The organism is Achromobacter sp. JCM 18799, from assembly GCF_055395645.1.
The window spans coordinates 4,915,396-4,931,472 of sequence record NZ_AP043866.1; the positions used below are offsets into that span (position 1 = coordinate 4,915,396).

Consider the following 16,077-nt stretch of genomic DNA (forward strand, 5'->3'; position numbering starts at 1 on the left):
TTTCCTGGTCGGGATGATGGGCGCGGGCAAGACCACCATAGGGCGTGGCTTGGCGCGTGCCCTGGGGCGCGAGTTTATGGACTTGGATCATGAGCTCGAGGCGCGTTGCGGCGTGCGGGTGCCGGTAATCTTCGAAATCGAGGGCGAGGCCGGTTTTCGTCGCCGGGAATCCGCCGCCTTGGAAGAGTGTACCCAACGGCGCAACATAATTCTTGCCACCGGCGGCGGCGCGATCCTGGCGCCGGAAAACCGCCAGCGCCTGCGCGAACGCGGCATCGTGGTCTACCTGCGCGCCAGCGTGGACGAACTGTTCCGCCGCACCTGCCGCGACCGCAACCGTCCCCTGTTGGCCACGGCCGACCCGCGCGGCACGCTGCGTGACCTCATGACCCTGCGGGAACCCCTCTATAAGGAAGTGGCCGACCTGGTGGTGGAGACGGGCGCCATGCCCATACACACCCTGGTCAAGGCGCTGCTGCCGCAACTGCAAGCCTTCGAGAAGCGCATATGAACGTTGTACACGTGGATACCCCGGGCGGGGCCTACCCGATCCATATCGGCCCCGGCCGCCTGGACGTCCTGGACCAGAGCATTCCTGCCGACGCCACCGCGATCGCCGTGGTGACCAACCCGACCGTCGCGGCCCTGTATGGCGAACGCGCCGAAGCCGCGCTGGCCCGTACCGGCAAGCGGGTGCTGCGCATCGAACTGCCCGACGGCGAGGCCTATAAGGATTGGCAGTCGCTGAACCTGATCTTTGACGCGCTGCTGGGCAACCGCCTGGACCGCCGCTGCGTGCTGGTGGCGCTGGGCGGCGGCGTCATCGGCGACATGACCGGGTTCGCGGCCGCGGTCTACATGCGCGGCGTGCGCTTCCTGCAGGTGCCCACGACCCTGCTGTCGCAGGTCGATTCGTCCGTGGGCGGCAAGACCGCCGTCAACCATCCGCTGGGCAAGAACATGATCGGCGCGTTCTACCAGCCGGTCGCTGTCGAGATCGATACCGACGTGCTGAACACGCTGCCGGCGCGCGAGGTGTCCGCAGGCCTGGCGGAAGTGATCAAGTACGGCTTGATCCTGGACCCGGCCTTCTGGTCCTGGTGCGAGGAAAATGCGCAGAAGCTGCGCGAGCTGGATCCCGAGGCGGTCGCCTACGCCATCCGCCGCTCCTGCGAACTCAAGGCGCAAGTGGTGGGCAAGGACGAGCGCGAGTCGGGCTTGCGCGCCATACTCAACCTGGGCCACACCTTCGGCCATGCCATCGAGTCCGGCCTGGGCTATGGCGCCTGGCTACATGGCGAAGCCGTCGGCTGCGGCATGGTGCAGGCTGCCGAGCTGTCGGCCGACGTCGCGGGTTTTGACCGCGCCGACGTCGAGCGCGTGCGCGCGCTGGTGGCCGCCATCGGCTGTCCCGTCGTCGCGCCGGACCTGGGCGCCGACCGCTGGCTGGATCTGATGCAGGTGGACAAGAAGACGGAAGGCGGCTCGATCCGCTACGTGCTCATGCCCCGCATCGGCGAGGCCATGACCCGGGCTGCCCCCGACGACGCCGTGCGCGCCGTCCTGGCCCGCACCACTCAATAGACATGCTGGAGACGGTGTTGCAGATGAAAGAACTGGCTTCCTATGCATCCCACCCGTCTCAATCGCGCGGGCGGACCTATGCCGAGCCGCCGCCGGAAAACCGGACGGAGTTCCAGCGCGACCGTGATCGCATCGTCCATTCCGGCGCCTTCCGGCGCCTGGAATACAAGACCCAGGTCTTCGTGAACCACGAGGGCGACCTGTTCCGCACCCGCCTGACCCACAGCCTGGAAGTGGCCCAGATTGCGCGTACGCTGGCGCGCAGCCTGGGCCTGTCCGAAGACCTGACCGAAGCCATTTCGCTGGCGCATGACCTGGGCCACACGCCGTTCGGCCATGCCGGCCAGGACGAGCTCAACGCCTGCATGCGCGAATTGGCGCCCGAGGCGGGCGGCTTCGAGCACAACCTGCAAAGCCTGCGGGTGGTGGACGAACTCGAAGAACGCTACGCGGACTTCAACGGCCTGAACCTGTGTTTCGAAACGCGGGAAGGCATTCTCAAGCACTGCTCGGCCGCGCACGCGCGCCAGTTGGGTGAGGTCGGCCAGCGCTTTCTGGACCGCACCCAGCCCTCGCTGGAGGCGCAGTTGGCCAACCTGGCGGACGAGGTCGCTTACAACAACCACGACATCGACGACGGCCTGCGGTCGGGCCTGATCACGCTGGAACAGCTGAAGGAAGTATCGATCTTCGAGCGCCATCACGCCCATGTGCTGGAAAGCTATCCGGGGCTGGCTGCGCGCCGCGCCGTGGCCGAGACCATACGCCGCATGATCAATACGCTGATCGTCGACCTGACGCGGACCTCGCTGGCGCGCATCCGCGAGTTCGCGCCCGCCACCGCCGACGACGTGCGCCGCGCGCCGCCGCTGGCGACCTTCTCGCCCGAGATCCGTAGCGAGGCCGACGAGCTGAAGAAATTCCTGTTCGACAACCTGTACCGTCACTACCGCGTGCTGCGCATGACGGCCAAGGCGCGCCGCATCGTGCGCGAGCTGTTTGCGGCTTTCCTGGACGATCCGCGCCTATTGCCGCCCGACTATCGCCGTCCGGCTTTCAACGAGCAGGCCCGCGCCATCGCCGACTACATTGCGGGCATGACGGACCGCTACGCCATCCGCGAACACAAGCGCCTGTTCGAGATGGCCTGAGGCCCGCGGGCCTCAGGCTTGCGCCGCGGCTTCAGCCCGCCAGATAGCGCTGCGTCAGCAGCACCCAGTAGGCTGCGCCTACGGGCAGGCTATGGTCGTTGAAGTCATAGCCCGGGTTGTGCACCATGCAGGCCCCATGCCCGCTGTTGAAGCCTTCCGCCGAGCCATCGCCATTGCCCACCAGCAGGTAGGAGCCGGGCACTTCCTCCAGCATGAAGGCGAAGTCCTCGCTGCCGGTCAGCGCCCGGGTCTGGAGGTCCACTTGCCCGGCGCCCACCAGTTCCACCGCGACCTGGCGCGCGAAATCGGTTTCTTCGCGAGTGTTGACCAGCACGGGATAACCGCGACCGTAGTCGATGGTGGCGCGCACCTGATAGCTGGCCGCCTGGCTGTGGACCAGTTCCGTGATGCGGGCTTGCAGCGTGTCGCGCACGCCACGGTCCAGCGCACGCACGCTGAGTTTCAGCGTGGCGGTCTGGGGGATGACGTTGTTGGCTTTACCCGCATTGAATGCGCCGACCGTGATCACCGCCATGTGCAGGGGATCGATGTTGCGCGCGACGATGCTTTGCAGGCCCAGCACGATGGCCGCGCCGGCCACCACCGGATCGGCGGCGCAATGCGGCATCGCGCCGTGTCCGCCCACGCCTTCCAGCACGATGGTGACGTTGTCGGATGAGGCCATCGCGGCGCCGTCGCGCAGCAGCAGGCGGCCTTGCGGATGGCCCGGCATGTTGTGCATCGCGAAGATGGCGTCGCAGGGATACTTGCGGAACAGTCCGTCCTCCATCATGCGCTTGGCGCCGCCCAGGCCTTCCTCTGCGGGCTGGAAGATCAGGTTGAGCGTGCCGTCGAAGCCGCCATGCTTGGCCAGATGGTGCGCCGCCGCCAGCAGCATGGCGGTGTGGCCGTCGTGCCCGCAGGCATGCATCACGCCTTCGTTGCAGCTGGCGTGCTCCAGGCCGGTCGCTTCCTGGATGGGCAGGGCGTCCATGTCGGCGCGCAGTCCCAGGCGCTTGCCGCCGCTGCCGCGGCGCAACTGCCCCACCACGCCGGTGCCGCCCAGTCCGCGTTCCACTTCATAGCCCCATTGCGTCAGGCATTGCGCCACCAGATCGCTGGTGCGGAACTCCTGGAAGCCGAGTTCGGGGTGGCGGTGGATGTCGCGGCGGATCGAGACGAACTCATCGGCCTGGGCGGTCATGGCCTGCAGAACGGGATGCATGGCGGAGAAGTCCTGGAATCGGGTCACGGATTGCCTGCCAGTTTCATGTGGCTGGAGATTTCGCGGAAGCGCTCGGTCTCGGCGCGGTACATGGCGTCGGCCTGTTCCGCGCTCATGGGGGCGGAGACTTCGATGTTCTGATGCGCCAGGCTGTCCTTCACCGAGGGATCCTGCATGGCGGCGTTGAGCGCGGTATTCAGCCGCAAGACCACGTCCTGCGGCGTGTCGCGCTTGACGAAGTAGCCGGTCCAGGTGGTGAAGTTGAACCCCTTGAGCAATTGGCCTTCGTTGACCGACGGCACGGTCTTGAGCGCGGGCAGCTGGCTGCGCTGCGGCTCCAGGGTGGCCAGCAGCTTGATGCGGCCTTGCTCGGCCAGCGCTACCTGCTGCTGCGACAGCGGCAGAATGGCCAGGTCCACCTGACCGCCGCCGATGTCCTGCATCAGCGGCGCGCCGCCCTTGTAAGGCACGTGCATCATGTTGACGCCGATGGTGCGGGCCATGTGTTCGCCCAGCACGTGGTACAGCGAACCCACGCCCACGCTGCCGAAGCTCAGCGGCTGGGTGGCCGAGCGCGAACGCGCCAGCGTGACCAGTTCGTCGGCGTTGTTGGCGGGCAGGTCGGCGCGCGCCACGATCACCATGGGCGCCATACCTATCATTTGTACCAGGCGGAAATCCTCGCTCTTGAGCTTGATTGCGGGGTTGGCTATGGGGGACAGAATCAGTTCGTTGGGCGAGCCCTGGAACAGGTAGTAGCCGTCGGCCTTGGCTCCCAGCACCTTTTGCGCTCCCAGCGCGCCGCTGACGCCGCCCAGGTTCTCCACCAGCACGGGCTGGCCCAGTTGCTTGGACACGGGCGAGGCCACGACCCGGGCGATGGAATCGGATGCGCCGCCGGCCGGGTAGGGCACCATCATCATGACGGCACGGTCGGGATAGTCTGCGGCGCGGGCGCCCTGGCCCAGCAGCGTCGCGCCCAGCGCCAGCGCGCAGCCGGCCAGGCGCAGGCCATTGAAAAGCATGCTCACGAAATTCCCCTTGGAATGATCTAGTCGTGATTCGCATGCTAGGGACAGGCCTCGCTAGTTGTCTAACGAATTGTTATTCTGGAATCTAGAAAAAAAACTCATAGATAAACGGGGACTCGAGCATGAATCTCAAGCAGCTCGAACATCTGTTGGCCGTGGCCGAGGCGGGTTCCTTCAGCCGCGCGGCCGAACGCCTGTACCTGACCCAGTCGGCGCTCAGCCGCAGCATCCGCCTGCTGGAAGAAGACCTGGGGGCGCGCCTGCTGGACCGCATGGGCAAGCGCACCGAGCTGACTCCGCTCGGCCTGACCGTCGCCAGCCGCGCGCGGCGCATCCTGTTCGAATCGGGCGAGCTGCGCCGCAGCGCGGAACTGCTGACCCAGGGCGACCGGGGCAGCATCAGCATCGGGCTGGGTTCGGGGCCGGGCGTCATGCTCATGACGCCGCTGCTGGCGCACGTGGCGCAGCACTATCCGCAATTGCGGCTGGACGTGATGCGCGGTTCGCCGGAGGCGCATCTGGCGCTGTTGCGCCAGCGGCGCCTGGATGCGCTGGTGGTCGATACGCGCGGCATCGTGCCGGCGGCCGATCTGCGCATCGAACCCATTTCGGAAATGCGCGCCGGGTTCATCTGCCGCCGCGGCCATCCGCTGGCGCAGACGGGTCGGCCGGCGCGCTTCGCGGAGGTCGCGGCCTATCCGTTGGCGTCCACGTTTCTCGCGGCCGATACCGTACGCATCGTGGTCGACCATTTCGGTGTTGAGGCCGACCCGCAAACCGCGATGCGCCTGCGCTGCGATGAAATCGGCAGCGTGCTGGAAGCGGTGCGCGTGTCGGACGCGGTGTTCCTGGGCATCGTGGGCGCGGCGCGGGTCGGCATCGCCGCGGGCGAATTGACGGAGTTGCCCACCGATCCGCCGCTGCGCAGTCACGCGCTGTTCGCGATGGTGACGCTGACGGGCCGCACCGAAGCGCCGGCGATGGCGCTGGTGCGTGAATTCGTGGCCCAGCGCCTGCGCGATTGAACGCGTCGATTGAACGTGCTTCAGCGCTGCTTGCGGTAGGGCTCGTCTTCGGGCACGAAGGTGGCTTCCGCGAGCGCGTCGCGGGTCCATTCCTGCATGGCGGGCAGCGCCAGCACGGCGTCCATATAGTCGCGCACCGGGCCGGACGCCGCGATGCCATAGGTCGTGAAGCGCGAGACCACCGGCGCGAAGAAGGCGTCGGCAATCGAGAACTCGCCGAACAGAAACGGCCCGCCCTGGCCGAATGCCGCGCGCGTGTCGTGCCAGATCGCTTGCAGGCGCGCGATGTCCTGTAGCGCAGCCGCGGGAAAGTCGATGCCGGGCAGGTGCGCCTCGACGTTCATGGGTAGCGCCTGGCGCATTGCGCCGAAGCCGCTGTGCATCTGCGCGGCGAGCGACCGCGCGCGGGCCCGGGCCCGCGCGTCCTGGGGCCACAGGCGGGCTTCGGGATGGCGTTCGGCCAGATACTCGCAGATCGCCAGCGTGTCCCAGATCGCGAATTCGTCATCCAGCAGCACCGGCACCAGGCCCGCAGGCGATACCGCGCCCACGCGGCGCGAGAATTCCTCGGTGAAGAAACCGAGCTTTTGCTCGGTAAACGGGATGCCCGCGACGCGCAAGGCGATCCATGGCCGCAGGGACCAGGACGAGTAGTTCTTGTTGCCGATGATCAAGGTGTACATGCCGCGATCCTTCCTAGCCGTTGATGTGATGATTCAGGCGCCGGTTCAGCGGCGCAGCAGCTTGCCCAGGTATTGCCCGGTGTGACTGGCGGACGTGCCGGCCACGTCTTCGGGCGTACCCTGCGCCACTACGCGCCCACCGCCGTCGCCGCCTTCGGGACCCATGTCGACCACCCAGTCCGCAGTCTTGATGACGTCCAGGTTGTGCTCGATGATCAGCACCGTATTGCCGCTGTCGACCAACTGGTTCAGCACCTGCAGCAGCAGTTCGATGTCGCGGAAGTGCAGGCCCGTGGTGGGCTCGTCCAGGATGTAGAGCGTGCGGCCGGTGCTGCGTCGCGACAGTTCCTGCGACAGCTTCACGCGCTGCGCTTCGCCGCCCGACAGGGTGGTCGCGCTCTGGCCCAGCCGGATATAGGACAGACCCACGTCGATCAGCGTGTGCAGCTTGCGGGCGATGGCCGGCACGGACTCGAAGTACTCCAGCGCCTGCTCGACCGTCAGGTCCAGCACTTCGCTGATGTTGCGGCCGCGATAGCGGATTTCCAGCGTTTCGCGGTTGTAGCGCTTGCCGTGGCAGACGTCGCAAGGCACGTACATGTCTGGCAGGAAGTGCATCTCTACCTTGACCACGCCGTCGCCCTGGCAGGCCTCGCAGCGGCCGCCCTTGACGTTGAAGCTGAAGCGCCCGGGGTCATAGCCGCGGGTGCGCGCTTCCGGCACGCCCGCGAAGAGTTCGCGGATGGGCGTGAACAGGCCCGTGTAGGTAGCGGGGTTGCTGCGCGGTGTGCGGCCGATGGGGCTCTGGTCCACGCTGATGATCTTGTCGAAGTTCTCCAGCCCCTGCATCGACACGTAGGGTGCGGGTTCGCTTTGCGCATGGTGCAACTGGCGCGACACGGCGACCGCCAGCGTGTCGTTGACCAGCGTGGACTTGCCGGAACCGGACACGCCGGTCACGCACACCAGACGGCCCGCCGGGATGCGCAGGTCCACGTTCTTCAGGTTGTTACCGCTGGCGCCCGTCAGGGTGAGCCAGGACAGTTCGTCGTTGACGGGGCGCCGCTTGGGGATGGCGATGGCGCGCGCGCCGCTCAGGTACTGGCCGGTCAGCGACTGAGGGTCGCGCTGCACGGTTTCCGGGTCGCCCTGCGCCACCACCTGGCCGCCGTGTTCGCCCGCGCCCGGTCCCATGTCCACGACCCAGTCGGCCATGCGGATCATGTCTTCGTCGTGCTCCACGACGATAACGCTGTTGCCGAGGTCGCGCAGGTGCTGCAAGGTGCCGATCAGGCGATCGTTGTCGCGCTGGTGCAGGCCGATGGAGGGCTCGTCCAGCACGTACATCACGCCGGTCAGGCCCGATCCGATCTGGCTGGCCAGGCGGATGCGCTGCGCCTCGCCGCCCGAGATGGTGTCGGCGCTGCGGTCCAGCGACAGGTAGTTCAGGCCCACGTTATTTAGGAAGCTCAGGCGCGCCTCGATTTCGCGCACGATGCGCTGCGCGATTTCCTGCTTGGCGCCCGTCAGGCTCAGGTCGCGGAACCAGGCCAGGCAGGTCGACAGCGGCATGGCTTCGACTTCGTAAATGGCCTGGCCGTGGCGTTCGCCGCCCCGGGGATCCTGGCCGATCAGCACGTTGCGGGCCTCGGGCCGCAAGCGCGATCCGCCGCAGTCCGGGCAGGTCTTGATGTTGCGGTACTTGCCGAGCTCTTCGCGCACGGTGGCCGAATCGGTTTCGCGCCAGCGGCGTTCCAGGTTCGGGATCACGCCCTCGAAAGTATGGCGCTTGACCGTGCTGCGGCCTTTCTCGTTCAGGTAGAGGAACGAGATCTCTTCGTCGCCGGAGCCGTACAGCACCTTGTCGCGCAGCGCCTCGGGCAGTTCCTCGAAGGGCGCTTCAATGTCGAATTCATAGTGCGCCGCCAGGCTGGTCAAGAGCGAATGGGTGAAGGCGTTGCGGCGGTCCCAGCCGCGGATGGCGCCGGCCGCCAGGCTGAGCTCGGGGAAGGCGACCACGCGCTTGGGGTCGAAGAAACCGACCTGGCCGATGCCGTCGCAACTGGGGCAGGCGCCCATGGGGTTGTTGAAGCTGAACAGGCGCGGTTCCAGCTCGGGCAGGCTGTGGCTGCATACCGGGCAGGCGTAGCGGCTGGAGAAGACCTGTTCGCGGCCGTTGTCCATGTCCAATGCCAGGGCGCGGCCTTCGGCCAGCTGCAACGCGGTCTCAAAGCTCTCCGCCAGGCGCTGCTTGCTTTCGGGCTTGATGCGCAGCCGGTCGATGACGACGTCGATGTCGTGCTTCTCGGTCTTTTTCAACGGCGCCATGCCGTCGATTTCGGTCAGCTGGCCGTCCACGCGCAGGCGCACGTAGCCCTGCGCCTGCAGGCTGGCGCATTCGTCCTCGAAGCTGCCTTTCTTGCCGCGCGCGATCGGCGCCAGCACCGCCAGCCGGGTTTCGGGCGTCCAGGACAGCACCGCGTCCACCATCTGGCTGACGCTTTGCGCCTGCAGCGGCAGGCCATGGTCAGGGCAGTAGGGCGTGCCGACCCGCGCGTACAGGAGCCGCAGGTAGTCGTGGATCTCGGTAATGGTGCCGACGGTGGAGCGGGGGTTGTGGCCCGCGGCCTTCTGTTCGATGGAGATGGCCGGGGACAGGCCCTCGATCAGGTCCACGTCCGGCTTGTCCATCAGCTGCAGGAACTGGCGGGCGTAGGCGGACAGGCTTTCCACGTAGCGGCGTTGGCCCTCCGCGTACAGCGTGTCGAAGGCCAGCGACGATTTGCCCGAGCCGGACAAGCCGGTGACGACCACCAGCTTGTGGCGTGGCAGGTCGAGCGAGACGTTCTTGAGATTGTGGGTGCGCGCACCCCGAATGCGTATTGTCACGTCCATCGGGCTCTTTTAAGCGGTTTCAAAGGCCAACTTGGTACTATAGCGCGCCGAATCCCCCTGCGTTCGGGGCAGTACTCCAGCCTGGATAGACCCGGGGGGCGGCGCCGCACCGCCAGATCAGACCGTGAGCGTGTGACATCCACGCGCGCAGGCGAGCCCTAGTCATCGTTGAATTTTTCGCATGCAGGCAGATAAAAAACTGAAATTGACCCCGTCCGAGCGCCGCGCCAGCGTGGCGCTGGCCGGCCTGTTCGCCGCGCGGATGCTGGGGCTGTTCCTGTTGCTGCCCGTCTTTGCCGTGGCCGCCGCCGGCATGCCGGGCGGCGACGATCCCGCCCGCGTCGGCCTGGCGCTGGGCATGTACGGCCTGACGCAGGCCTTCATGCAGATTCCTTTCGGCCTGGCGTCCGACCGCTGGGGCCGCCGCCCCGTGGTGCTGTTCGGCCTGCTGCTGTTCGTGGCGGGCAGCATCGTCTGTGCGCAGGCCTCCGACGTGTACTGGATCACCATCGGCCGCGCCATTCAGGGCGCGGGCGCGATTTCCGCGGCGGTCACCGCCTGGTTGGCGGACTCGACCCGCGACGAGGTCCGCACCCGCGCCATGGCCATGGTGGGCGGCTCGATCGGCCTGTCCTTTGCCGTCTCGCTGGTACTGTCGCCCGTGCTGGTGGGCTGGTGGGGCCTGTCCGGCCTGTTCTGGACCATCGCCTGCCTGGGCGTGATCTGCCTGGCCGTGGCCGGCTGGGTCGTGCCCGTGGTGCCGCTGACCCAGGCCCGCACCATGCAGGCGGCCCGGCCGCGCGAAGTCCTGACCCATAGCGACCTGCTGCGCCTGAATTTCGGCGTTTTTGTCCTGCATCTGATCCAGGTGGCGCTGTTTGTCGTGGTGCCGGCCCTGCTGGCGAAGGTGGGCGGCCTGGACGCGCGCGAGCTCTGGAAGGTCTACCTGCCCGTCATCCTGGTGTCCTTCGTGCTGATGGTGCCGGTGGTGTTTGTCGCCGAAAAGCGCCGCGCCCATCGCGGCGCCCTGCGCGCCGCCGTGGCCGGATTGGTACTGGTGTGCGCCTTGCTGCCCGCGGCCAGCCATGGCTTCTACACCTTGGCCGCCGCCCTGACAGGCTTCTTCGTGGCCTTCAACGTGCTGGAAGCCCTGCAGCCCTCGCTGGTGTCGCGGGTTGCGCCGCAGGCCTACAAGGGCCTGGCGCTGGGCTTCTACAACACCGCCCAGGCCGCAGGCCTGTTCGCGGGCGGCGCGCTGGGCGGCTGGCTGGCCTCGCATTCCGGTTCCAACGCCGTTTTCATCGCCGCCGCCGGCCTGTCGGCGATCTGGCTGGCGGTGACCTGGGCGCTGCGGCCGCTGCCCGAGGCGGACCGCCCCGCGTCGGCGCGGGCCGGCTGAAACATCTCGGATCGCACCCCCAAAAGCGGTCAATAGCCACGAAAATCGGCTCGCCAGGGTGGACGGCTTTGTCACATCCTGGTTTGGCGCGGCGGGCTCTTTTCGTCGATAATACGCATCAAATCAGGGCTTCACTCAGGGTTCAACCCGGCGTCGCCGGTCATCGTTGCGGTGACCGGCGTGTTTCATGAAGCCGGTCTTCAACATCATCGCTTTTATGTTGTTGCCGGCGCGTCCGCGGCAACGCACACGCAGGCTGTCAACAACAGAGGGACAACGGCATGGCATCGGTTAACAAAGTCATACTCGTGGGCAATCTGGGACGCGACCCGGAAGTCCGCTACAGCCCCGAAGGGGCGGCAATCTGCAATATGTCCATTGCCACCACCTCCACCTGGAAAGACAAGGCTTCGGGCGAACGCCGCGAAGAAACGGAATGGCACCGTGTCGTCATGTACAACCGCCTGGCTGAAATCGCCGGCGAGTACCTGAAGAAGGGCCGCTCGGTCTACATCGAAGGCCGCCTGAAGACGCGCAAGTGGCAAGACAAGGACACCGGCGCTGATCGCTACAGCACCGAAATCGTTGCCGACCAGATGCAGATGCTGGGCGGCCGCGAAGACGGCGGCGGCGGTGGCGCAAGCTTTGGCGGCGGTGGCGGCTACGACGACGCGCCTTCGCGTCCGGCACAGCAGCGCGCCCCGGCCCAACGCCCGGCCCCGCAGCAGCGCCCGGCCCCCGCGGCGGCTCCGGCCAGCAGCGGCGCCAATCTGGCGGATATGGACGACGATATTCCGTTCTGATCCCACGTCAGCGGAATGTGGTTTGGAAGGCCTCTGCCCATTTGGGCAGGGGCTTTTTTCTTGTGTGTTGCCAACGAGACGCTTGCCGCGCCAGCACCTGGCCACGCAGGGCTTCCGAGACCCGGGCTTACGCAGTAATCTGAGTCCCGTTCAGGCGGGGGCGGCCGGCACGGCTTGGACAGCTGGCCGGCCGCTACGCTCAGCGTTGTTCTTGGATGGGAGGGCGCCATGCCCGGAGGACCCGACTACCCCTGCGACCATAGCGAGAAGTACTCGCTTGCAGCGCGCAACAGCATCCGCTACACCCCGGCCGCCAATAATGTTCAGGGCTTGTTCCTCACTCCCGAAGGCGATTTGCGGACCTGGCTGATCGCCTCTTATGTGCAGGACAGTCATCGGGATCTGATCACGGCGCTGGCCTACCTCGATGTCGCGGATCGGGCCGCCGCCGAGCGCAACGTGCGCGAGGCGCAACAGGACGCCACCCGCAAGGCCGAACTTGCGGACCTGCGCGACGAAGTCCGGCAACTCCGAGACACGGTGCAGGCCAGCGCCAAGCTGGTGCAGGCGCTGGTCAGTTCGCTAGGAGTGATCGTGCCGGCCTGGCACACCCGCAAGGAAATCGAGGAGGGTGACGACATGGGCCTGACCCTGCCGAGCGCCCAGGCCCTCGGTTTGGTCATCGAGATCATTGCCCTGCAGCGCGAACCGGGCTTTGGCCACGAGGACATCGTTTCAATGGAACCCGAGGCCGGAACGCTGGTGGCGCGGGGCAGCACGGTTCGTGTGCGGATGAACTTCATGGGCTGATCGCCGGCGCGCAAGCCCTCCTTTTTCGCAACAGAAGCATTTTGTTTCACAAATCCCCCTTGTGCTATCTACCTAGTAGTAGATAAGATTCATCCATCGACGCAGCAAACCAAACACCCGCCGACGTCGAAACCAGAAATACAGTAGGACCGCTTTTTTATTTCCTCAGTCATCTACCTATAAGTAGATAGTTTTTTGAACCGCTACGCAATCGTTATCTGGAGATCAACCATGAAGACTCTCGTATCCGCCCTGATCCTGTCCGCTTCCTTCATTGGCGCCGCCCAAGCCGGCGAACTGGACTATCCGCCCGCCCTGAATACCGAAAGCACGGTGACCCGCGCTCAGGTGCAACAAGAGCTGGCCCAGGCCCGCGCCAATGGCGAACTGGTGTCTGGCGAAGAAGGCTACGCCGCCACGATCTTTGCCGACTCCGGCAACAAGACCCGCGCTCAGGTGCAGAAAGAACTGGCCGCCGCCCGCGCCCAAGGCCTGACCGACAGTGCTGAACTGGCTTACCCGCCCGTGCAAGGCTGAGTTTTTTCTCTCGAAATCTATCTATAAGTAGATAGCTCCATCGAAACCCTGATGCAGCACCTGATCCTTACTGGAGATCAACCATGAAGACCCTCGTATCCGCCCTGATCCTGTCCGCTTCCTTCATCGGCGCCGCCCAAGCCGGCGAGCTGGACTATCCGCCTCCCCTGAACACCGAAAGCACGGTGACCCGCGCCCAGGTGCAGCAAGAGCTGGCCCAGGCCCGCGCCAATGGCGAGCTGGTGTCGGGCGAAGAAGGCTACGCCGCCACGATGTTTGCGTCGGCTGGCGACAAGAGCCGCAAGCAGGTGCAGCAGGAATTGGCCGCCGCCCGCGCGCATGGCCTGACCGACAGCGGCGAGCTGGACTACCCGCCCGTGCAAGGCTGAGTTTCATGCTGGCACATGCGGATCCCGGGGGGCGGGATGATTCCCGGCCGGGGTCCGCAAGGGTTTTGGAGCAGTGGCAACGCTGCCGGAACCGATGACGAATCAACCTATTAGTAGGTAATATTCAGCCATGGACACTCCTACTTCCAACACCACTCGCGAACAGCTTCTGGCCCACGCCGAGAAGCTGATCCGCACGCGCGGATGCAACGGTTTCAGCTACCGCGACCTGGCTGAACATGTGGGCGTGAAGACGTCCAGCATCCACTATTACTTTCCGGGCAAGGACGACTTGCTCTACGAGGCTGTCGAAGCCTACAGCGCGCGCGCGTTGGCAGCCATGCGCGGCATCGACACGTCGCTGCCTGCGCAAGCGCAGCTCGACCAATACCTGTCGATGATGGAATCGCGCGCGTGCGGGTCCGGCGAACTCTGCCTGGCTGGCATGCTGGCGGCCGAGGTCAATTCGCTGCCCGAACGCGTGCGCGGCGCATTGCAGGGATTCTTCCGCGCGCACGAGGCCTGGCTGGCCCGCGTGCTGGCCGAAGGCGCGGCGCAGGGCACGATGAAGTTCTCCGGCACGCCCGAGGCGGCCGGCCGCGCGGTGTTCGCGACGGTGCAAGGCTGCATACTGGTTGCGCGCCTGTTCCAACAGCCCGCGGCGCTGTGCGAGGCCATCGGCGCCCTGTACGTGGAGTGCGACGGCAAGCGCAGCGGCGCAGCCTGACCGTTCCCGCTCCAAACAGCCCATCAGTCACGGCCGCCATGCGCAAGCAGGCGGCCGTGGTCTTTTGCGCGGCGGGTTCAGGCCGCGAGCAGCGCCCGCGCCATGTCGACGCTGGTGCGCGCCTGGATACCCAGGTCGCGCATGCGTTGCTGGAATGTTGCCTGCGCGTCTTCGAAACCGGCGACGGGACTCATGCAGTCCGTCAGCAGCACCAGGCGCGACAGGTCGCGGCCGGGCAGGTGCTCGGCCAGGTGCTCGACGGTAGCCTTGACGCAATGGCTGCCGGCTTGGCCGGCGATCAGGATGAGTTCGGCGCGGTCCAGCGAATCCAGCAGGCTGCGGTTGAGCTGGCTGCGCGGATCGTCGGCGTCTGGAACCTCGGCCATCAGCGCGCTGTAGTGCTCGGTCCAGGGGTTCATGCCCTTGGGCACCTTGCGCACGATGAACTGGCGCTCGTCTTCCCACCGGCTGTAGGCGGCGCGCACGTCGGCATGCACGTTATGGCCCCAGGTGCCGATTTCGCAATGCAGCGGCCACACCATCAGCGTGTAGCGGCCGCGCGCTTCGAGTTCGTCCAGATACGACAGGGTGCGCGGCAGGTCGTCGTCGTGGCGCGGACGGAACTCGCCCGCGCGCAGCTGTGCCGCCGTGATCTGCGTGTACGGCCCCACGGGCTGGCCGTCGCCGGTGGACCAGAAGGTCGGATGGGCGATGTCCAGGCGATGGTGCGAATCCAGCGTCACCGTGATCGAGGTAAGCGCAGGCGCGGCGGTGTCGATAAAGTGCGCGAGCCGTTGCATGTCGGCGTGCGCGCCGGCCACGGGCAATGCGGGCGCGTGCGCGGCGCCCGTCACGGGATCCGTGGGCAGGTAGGACTCGGGCAGATCGCAGAAGTCATTCTGCGGATCGATGATCAGGAGATGATTGGAGCGCGGCATGACGACGTTCGGGACAGGCGAACTCGAAATATAGAACGGGATGGCCATGTCTTTCTAGAAAAGTACCAGATGCTCGGCGCGGTCCGGTAGCTGCTTGAGCAGCTCGCGCCACTGCAGCCAGACGCTGCCCCCCGCTGAAACGGCGATCACTGCGATAACGATCCACATGTCAGGCTCCTGGATAATTTCGCACGACCGTGCGAAATTAAGGTGAAGAATTGCCGGCACGGGCCGGCTCTGGAAATACGGCTACTCGAGGTACTTGAAACTGCGGTAGGTGGAAATCAATCGCTCATAGGCCGCCCGCACGCGTTGGGGGGCCTTCGGATCCCGCAGGAAGCGGGCATCGTGCATCAGCCCGATCATCAGGCTGTAGACCTCGAACACGAGCTGCTCGGGATCCGTGTCCGGCCTGACGTGGCCAGCTTCCAATGCCTGGTTGACCGTGCGCAGCATGGCGCCGCGCCAGCGCCGCAGATTGCCCTCCAGCACCGAGCGCAGCGGGGATTCCACGTCGTCATACTCGAAGGCGCCGGCTACATAGATGCAGCCCGTCAGCGTTTCGACATTGCTGGCGCGCTCGATCCAGAGCGAGACCAGGGCGTTCAAGCGCGGCAGGCCGCGCGGATAGGCCAGGGCCGGGGTGAACACGGCTTCGAGGAAGCGCCGGTCGTATTCGTCCAGCACCGCCTGCTGCAGGGCTTCCAGCGACCCCACGCGTGAGAACACGCCGCTTTTACTGATGCCCAGGCGCTTGGCCACCTGGCCGAGCGACAGGCTCTCCATGCCTTGCGCGGCAGCCATGTCGAGGGCCGCGTCGACAATGGCCGCGAAGGTCAGCTCGCTTTTCTCGGTTTTGGCAGTCATGCGGCAAATTTAG

16 protein-coding genes are annotated in these 16,077 nt (G+C 66.2%); 10 read left to right on the forward strand and 6 right to left on the reverse strand.

Going from position 1 to position 16,077, the window contains the following annotated elements:
* The first annotated feature begins 13 nt into the window (after nt 1–13).
* The 3 genes from ACZ5YA_RS23190 to ACZ5YA_RS23200 are packed head-to-tail and all read left to right on the forward strand — an operon-like array spanning nt 14 to nt 2,735.
* Nucleotides 14–511 carry a shikimate kinase gene (locus tag ACZ5YA_RS23190; protein ID WP_223283394.1) on the forward strand — a complete coding sequence of 166 codons (498 nt, stop codon included), beginning with the start codon at nt 14–16 and terminating at the stop codon, nt 509–511.
* Nucleotides 508–1,584, forward strand: coding sequence for a 3-dehydroquinate synthase (gene aroB / locus ACZ5YA_RS23195; RefSeq protein ID WP_464091283.1), 1,077 nt, complete (start codon nt 508–510; stop codon nt 1,582–1,584). Before ACZ5YA_RS23190 ends, aroB begins: the two co-directional genes overlap by 4 nt.
* A gap of 23 nt (nt 1,585–1,607) precedes the next feature.
* Nucleotides 1,608–2,735 carry a deoxyguanosinetriphosphate triphosphohydrolase gene (locus tag ACZ5YA_RS23200; RefSeq protein WP_059379451.1) on the forward strand — a complete coding sequence of 376 codons (1,128 nt, stop codon included), beginning with the start codon at nt 1,608–1,610 and terminating at the stop codon, nt 2,733–2,735.
* A 31-nt stretch (nt 2,736–2,766) separates the two neighbouring features.
* On the opposite strand, the gene ACZ5YA_RS23205 is transcribed toward ACZ5YA_RS23200, so the two are convergent.
* Nucleotides 2,767–3,960 carry a M20 aminoacylase family protein gene (locus ACZ5YA_RS23205; RefSeq protein WP_118933134.1) on the reverse strand — a complete coding sequence of 398 codons (1,194 nt, stop codon included), beginning with the start codon at nt 3,958–3,960 and terminating at the stop codon, nt 2,767–2,769.
* A gap of 23 nt (nt 3,961–3,983) precedes the next feature.
* Nucleotides 3,984–4,985, reverse strand: a complete 1,002-nt coding sequence (locus ACZ5YA_RS23210; RefSeq protein WP_251879562.1) for a tripartite tricarboxylate transporter substrate binding protein — start codon at nt 4,983–4,985, stop codon at nt 3,984–3,986.
* A 128-nt stretch (nt 4,986–5,113) separates the two neighbouring features.
* Here ACZ5YA_RS23210 and ACZ5YA_RS23215 point away from each other — a divergent pair, with 128 nt between their 5' ends.
* Nucleotides 5,114–6,016 (forward strand): LysR family transcriptional regulator, encoded by a 903-nt coding sequence (locus ACZ5YA_RS23215; protein WP_118933105.1) that lies wholly within the window; start codon nt 5,114–5,116, stop codon nt 6,014–6,016.
* Between the two features lie 20 nt (nt 6,017–6,036).
* Here the strand turns inward: ACZ5YA_RS23215 and ACZ5YA_RS23220 are convergent, their stop codons facing one another.
* Nucleotides 6,037–6,699, reverse strand: coding sequence for a glutathione S-transferase N-terminal domain-containing protein (locus ACZ5YA_RS23220; protein ID WP_059379440.1), 663 nt, complete (start codon nt 6,697–6,699; stop codon nt 6,037–6,039).
* 45 nt (nt 6,700–6,744) lie between these two features.
* Nucleotides 6,745–9,594: an excinuclease ABC subunit UvrA gene (gene uvrA / locus ACZ5YA_RS23225; RefSeq protein WP_059379441.1), complete on the reverse strand. Its 2,850-nt coding sequence runs from the start codon at nt 9,592–9,594 to the stop codon at nt 6,745–6,747.
* Nucleotides 9,595–9,775: 181 nt separating this feature from the next.
* Between uvrA and ACZ5YA_RS23230 the strand changes: the two genes are divergently transcribed.
* The 6 genes from ACZ5YA_RS23230 (at nt 9,776) to ACZ5YA_RS23255 (ending at nt 14,259) form a co-directional block, all read left to right on the forward strand.
* Nucleotides 9,776–10,993 carry an MFS transporter gene (locus ACZ5YA_RS23230; protein ID WP_059379442.1) on the forward strand — a complete coding sequence of 406 codons (1,218 nt, stop codon included), beginning with the start codon at nt 9,776–9,778 and terminating at the stop codon, nt 10,991–10,993.
* Nucleotides 10,994–11,274: 281 nt separating this feature from the next.
* Nucleotides 11,275–11,796 (forward strand): single-stranded DNA-binding protein, encoded by a 522-nt coding sequence (gene ssb, locus ACZ5YA_RS23235; RefSeq protein WP_054457172.1) that lies wholly within the window; start codon nt 11,275–11,277, stop codon nt 11,794–11,796.
* Nucleotides 11,797–12,024: 228 nt separating this feature from the next.
* Entirely contained in the window at nt 12,025–12,606 is a 582-nt protein-coding gene (locus tag ACZ5YA_RS23240; protein ID WP_464091284.1) for a PASTA domain-containing protein, read from the forward strand.
* A gap of 231 nt (nt 12,607–12,837) precedes the next feature.
* A complete protein-coding gene (locus ACZ5YA_RS23245) occupies nt 12,838–13,143 on the forward strand; it encodes a DUF4148 domain-containing protein (protein WP_118934569.1) in 306 nt (101 codons plus the stop codon).
* A gap of 83 nt (nt 13,144–13,226) precedes the next feature.
* Entirely contained in the window at nt 13,227–13,532 is a 306-nt protein-coding gene (locus ACZ5YA_RS23250) for a DUF4148 domain-containing protein (RefSeq protein ID WP_088143445.1), read from the forward strand.
* A 130-nt stretch (nt 13,533–13,662) separates the two neighbouring features.
* Nucleotides 13,663–14,259 carry a TetR/AcrR family transcriptional regulator gene (locus ACZ5YA_RS23255; RefSeq protein ID WP_059374037.1) on the forward strand — a complete coding sequence of 199 codons (597 nt, stop codon included), beginning with the start codon at nt 13,663–13,665 and terminating at the stop codon, nt 14,257–14,259.
* 77 nt (nt 14,260–14,336) lie between these two features.
* Here ACZ5YA_RS23255 and ACZ5YA_RS23260 read toward each other — a convergent pair whose 3' ends face one another.
* Nucleotides 14,337–15,197 (reverse strand): cysteine hydrolase family protein, encoded by an 861-nt coding sequence (locus ACZ5YA_RS23260; RefSeq protein WP_059374162.1) that lies wholly within the window; start codon nt 15,195–15,197, stop codon nt 14,337–14,339.
* Between the two features lie 249 nt (nt 15,198–15,446).
* A complete protein-coding gene (locus ACZ5YA_RS23265; protein ID WP_059374038.1) occupies nt 15,447–16,064 on the reverse strand; it encodes a TetR/AcrR family transcriptional regulator in 618 nt (205 codons plus the stop codon).
* Nucleotides 16,065–16,077 lie beyond the last annotated feature (13 nt).

What these genes read in the sequence shown, in the direction of transcription:
- ACZ5YA_RS23200 (WP_059379451.1), top strand. Translation starts at nt 1,608, where the DNA reads ATGAAAGAACTGGCTTCCTATGCATCCCACCCGTCTCAATCGCGCGGG.
- ACZ5YA_RS23220 (WP_059379440.1), bottom strand. Translation starts at nt 6,699, where the DNA reads ATGTACACCTTGATCATCGGCAACAAGAACTACTCGTCCTGGTCCCTG.
- aroB (WP_464091283.1), top strand. Translation starts at nt 508, where the DNA reads ATGAACGTTGTACACGTGGATACCCCGGGCGGGGCCTACCCGATCCAT.
- ACZ5YA_RS23190 (WP_223283394.1), top strand. Translation starts at nt 14, where the DNA reads ATGATGGGCGCGGGCAAGACCACCATAGGGCGTGGCTTGGCGCGTGCC.
- ACZ5YA_RS23240 (WP_464091284.1), top strand. Translation starts at nt 12,025, where the DNA reads ATGCCCGGAGGACCCGACTACCCCTGCGACCATAGCGAGAAGTACTCG.
- ACZ5YA_RS23215 (WP_118933105.1), top strand. Translation starts at nt 5,114, where the DNA reads ATGAATCTCAAGCAGCTCGAACATCTGTTGGCCGTGGCCGAGGCGGGT.
- ACZ5YA_RS23205 (WP_118933134.1), bottom strand. Translation starts at nt 3,960, where the DNA reads ATGCATCCCGTTCTGCAGGCCATGACCGCCCAGGCCGATGAGTTCGTC.
- ACZ5YA_RS23265 (WP_059374038.1), bottom strand. Translation starts at nt 16,064, where the DNA reads ATGACTGCCAAAACCGAGAAAAGCGAGCTGACCTTCGCGGCCATTGTC.
- ACZ5YA_RS23210 (WP_251879562.1), bottom strand. Translation starts at nt 4,985, where the DNA reads ATGCTTTTCAATGGCCTGCGCCTGGCCGGCTGCGCGCTGGCGCTGGGC.
- ssb (WP_054457172.1), top strand. Translation starts at nt 11,275, where the DNA reads ATGGCATCGGTTAACAAAGTCATACTCGTGGGCAATCTGGGACGCGAC.
- uvrA (WP_059379441.1), bottom strand. Translation starts at nt 9,594, where the DNA reads ATGGACGTGACAATACGCATTCGGGGTGCGCGCACCCACAATCTCAAG.
- ACZ5YA_RS23245 (WP_118934569.1), top strand. Translation starts at nt 12,838, where the DNA reads ATGAAGACTCTCGTATCCGCCCTGATCCTGTCCGCTTCCTTCATTGGC.
- ACZ5YA_RS23230 (WP_059379442.1), top strand. Translation starts at nt 9,776, where the DNA reads ATGCAGGCAGATAAAAAACTGAAATTGACCCCGTCCGAGCGCCGCGCC.
- ACZ5YA_RS23250 (WP_088143445.1), top strand. Translation starts at nt 13,227, where the DNA reads ATGAAGACCCTCGTATCCGCCCTGATCCTGTCCGCTTCCTTCATCGGC.
- ACZ5YA_RS23260 (WP_059374162.1), bottom strand. Translation starts at nt 15,197, where the DNA reads ATGCCGCGCTCCAATCATCTCCTGATCATCGATCCGCAGAATGACTTC.
- ACZ5YA_RS23255 (WP_059374037.1), top strand. Translation starts at nt 13,663, where the DNA reads ATGGACACTCCTACTTCCAACACCACTCGCGAACAGCTTCTGGCCCAC.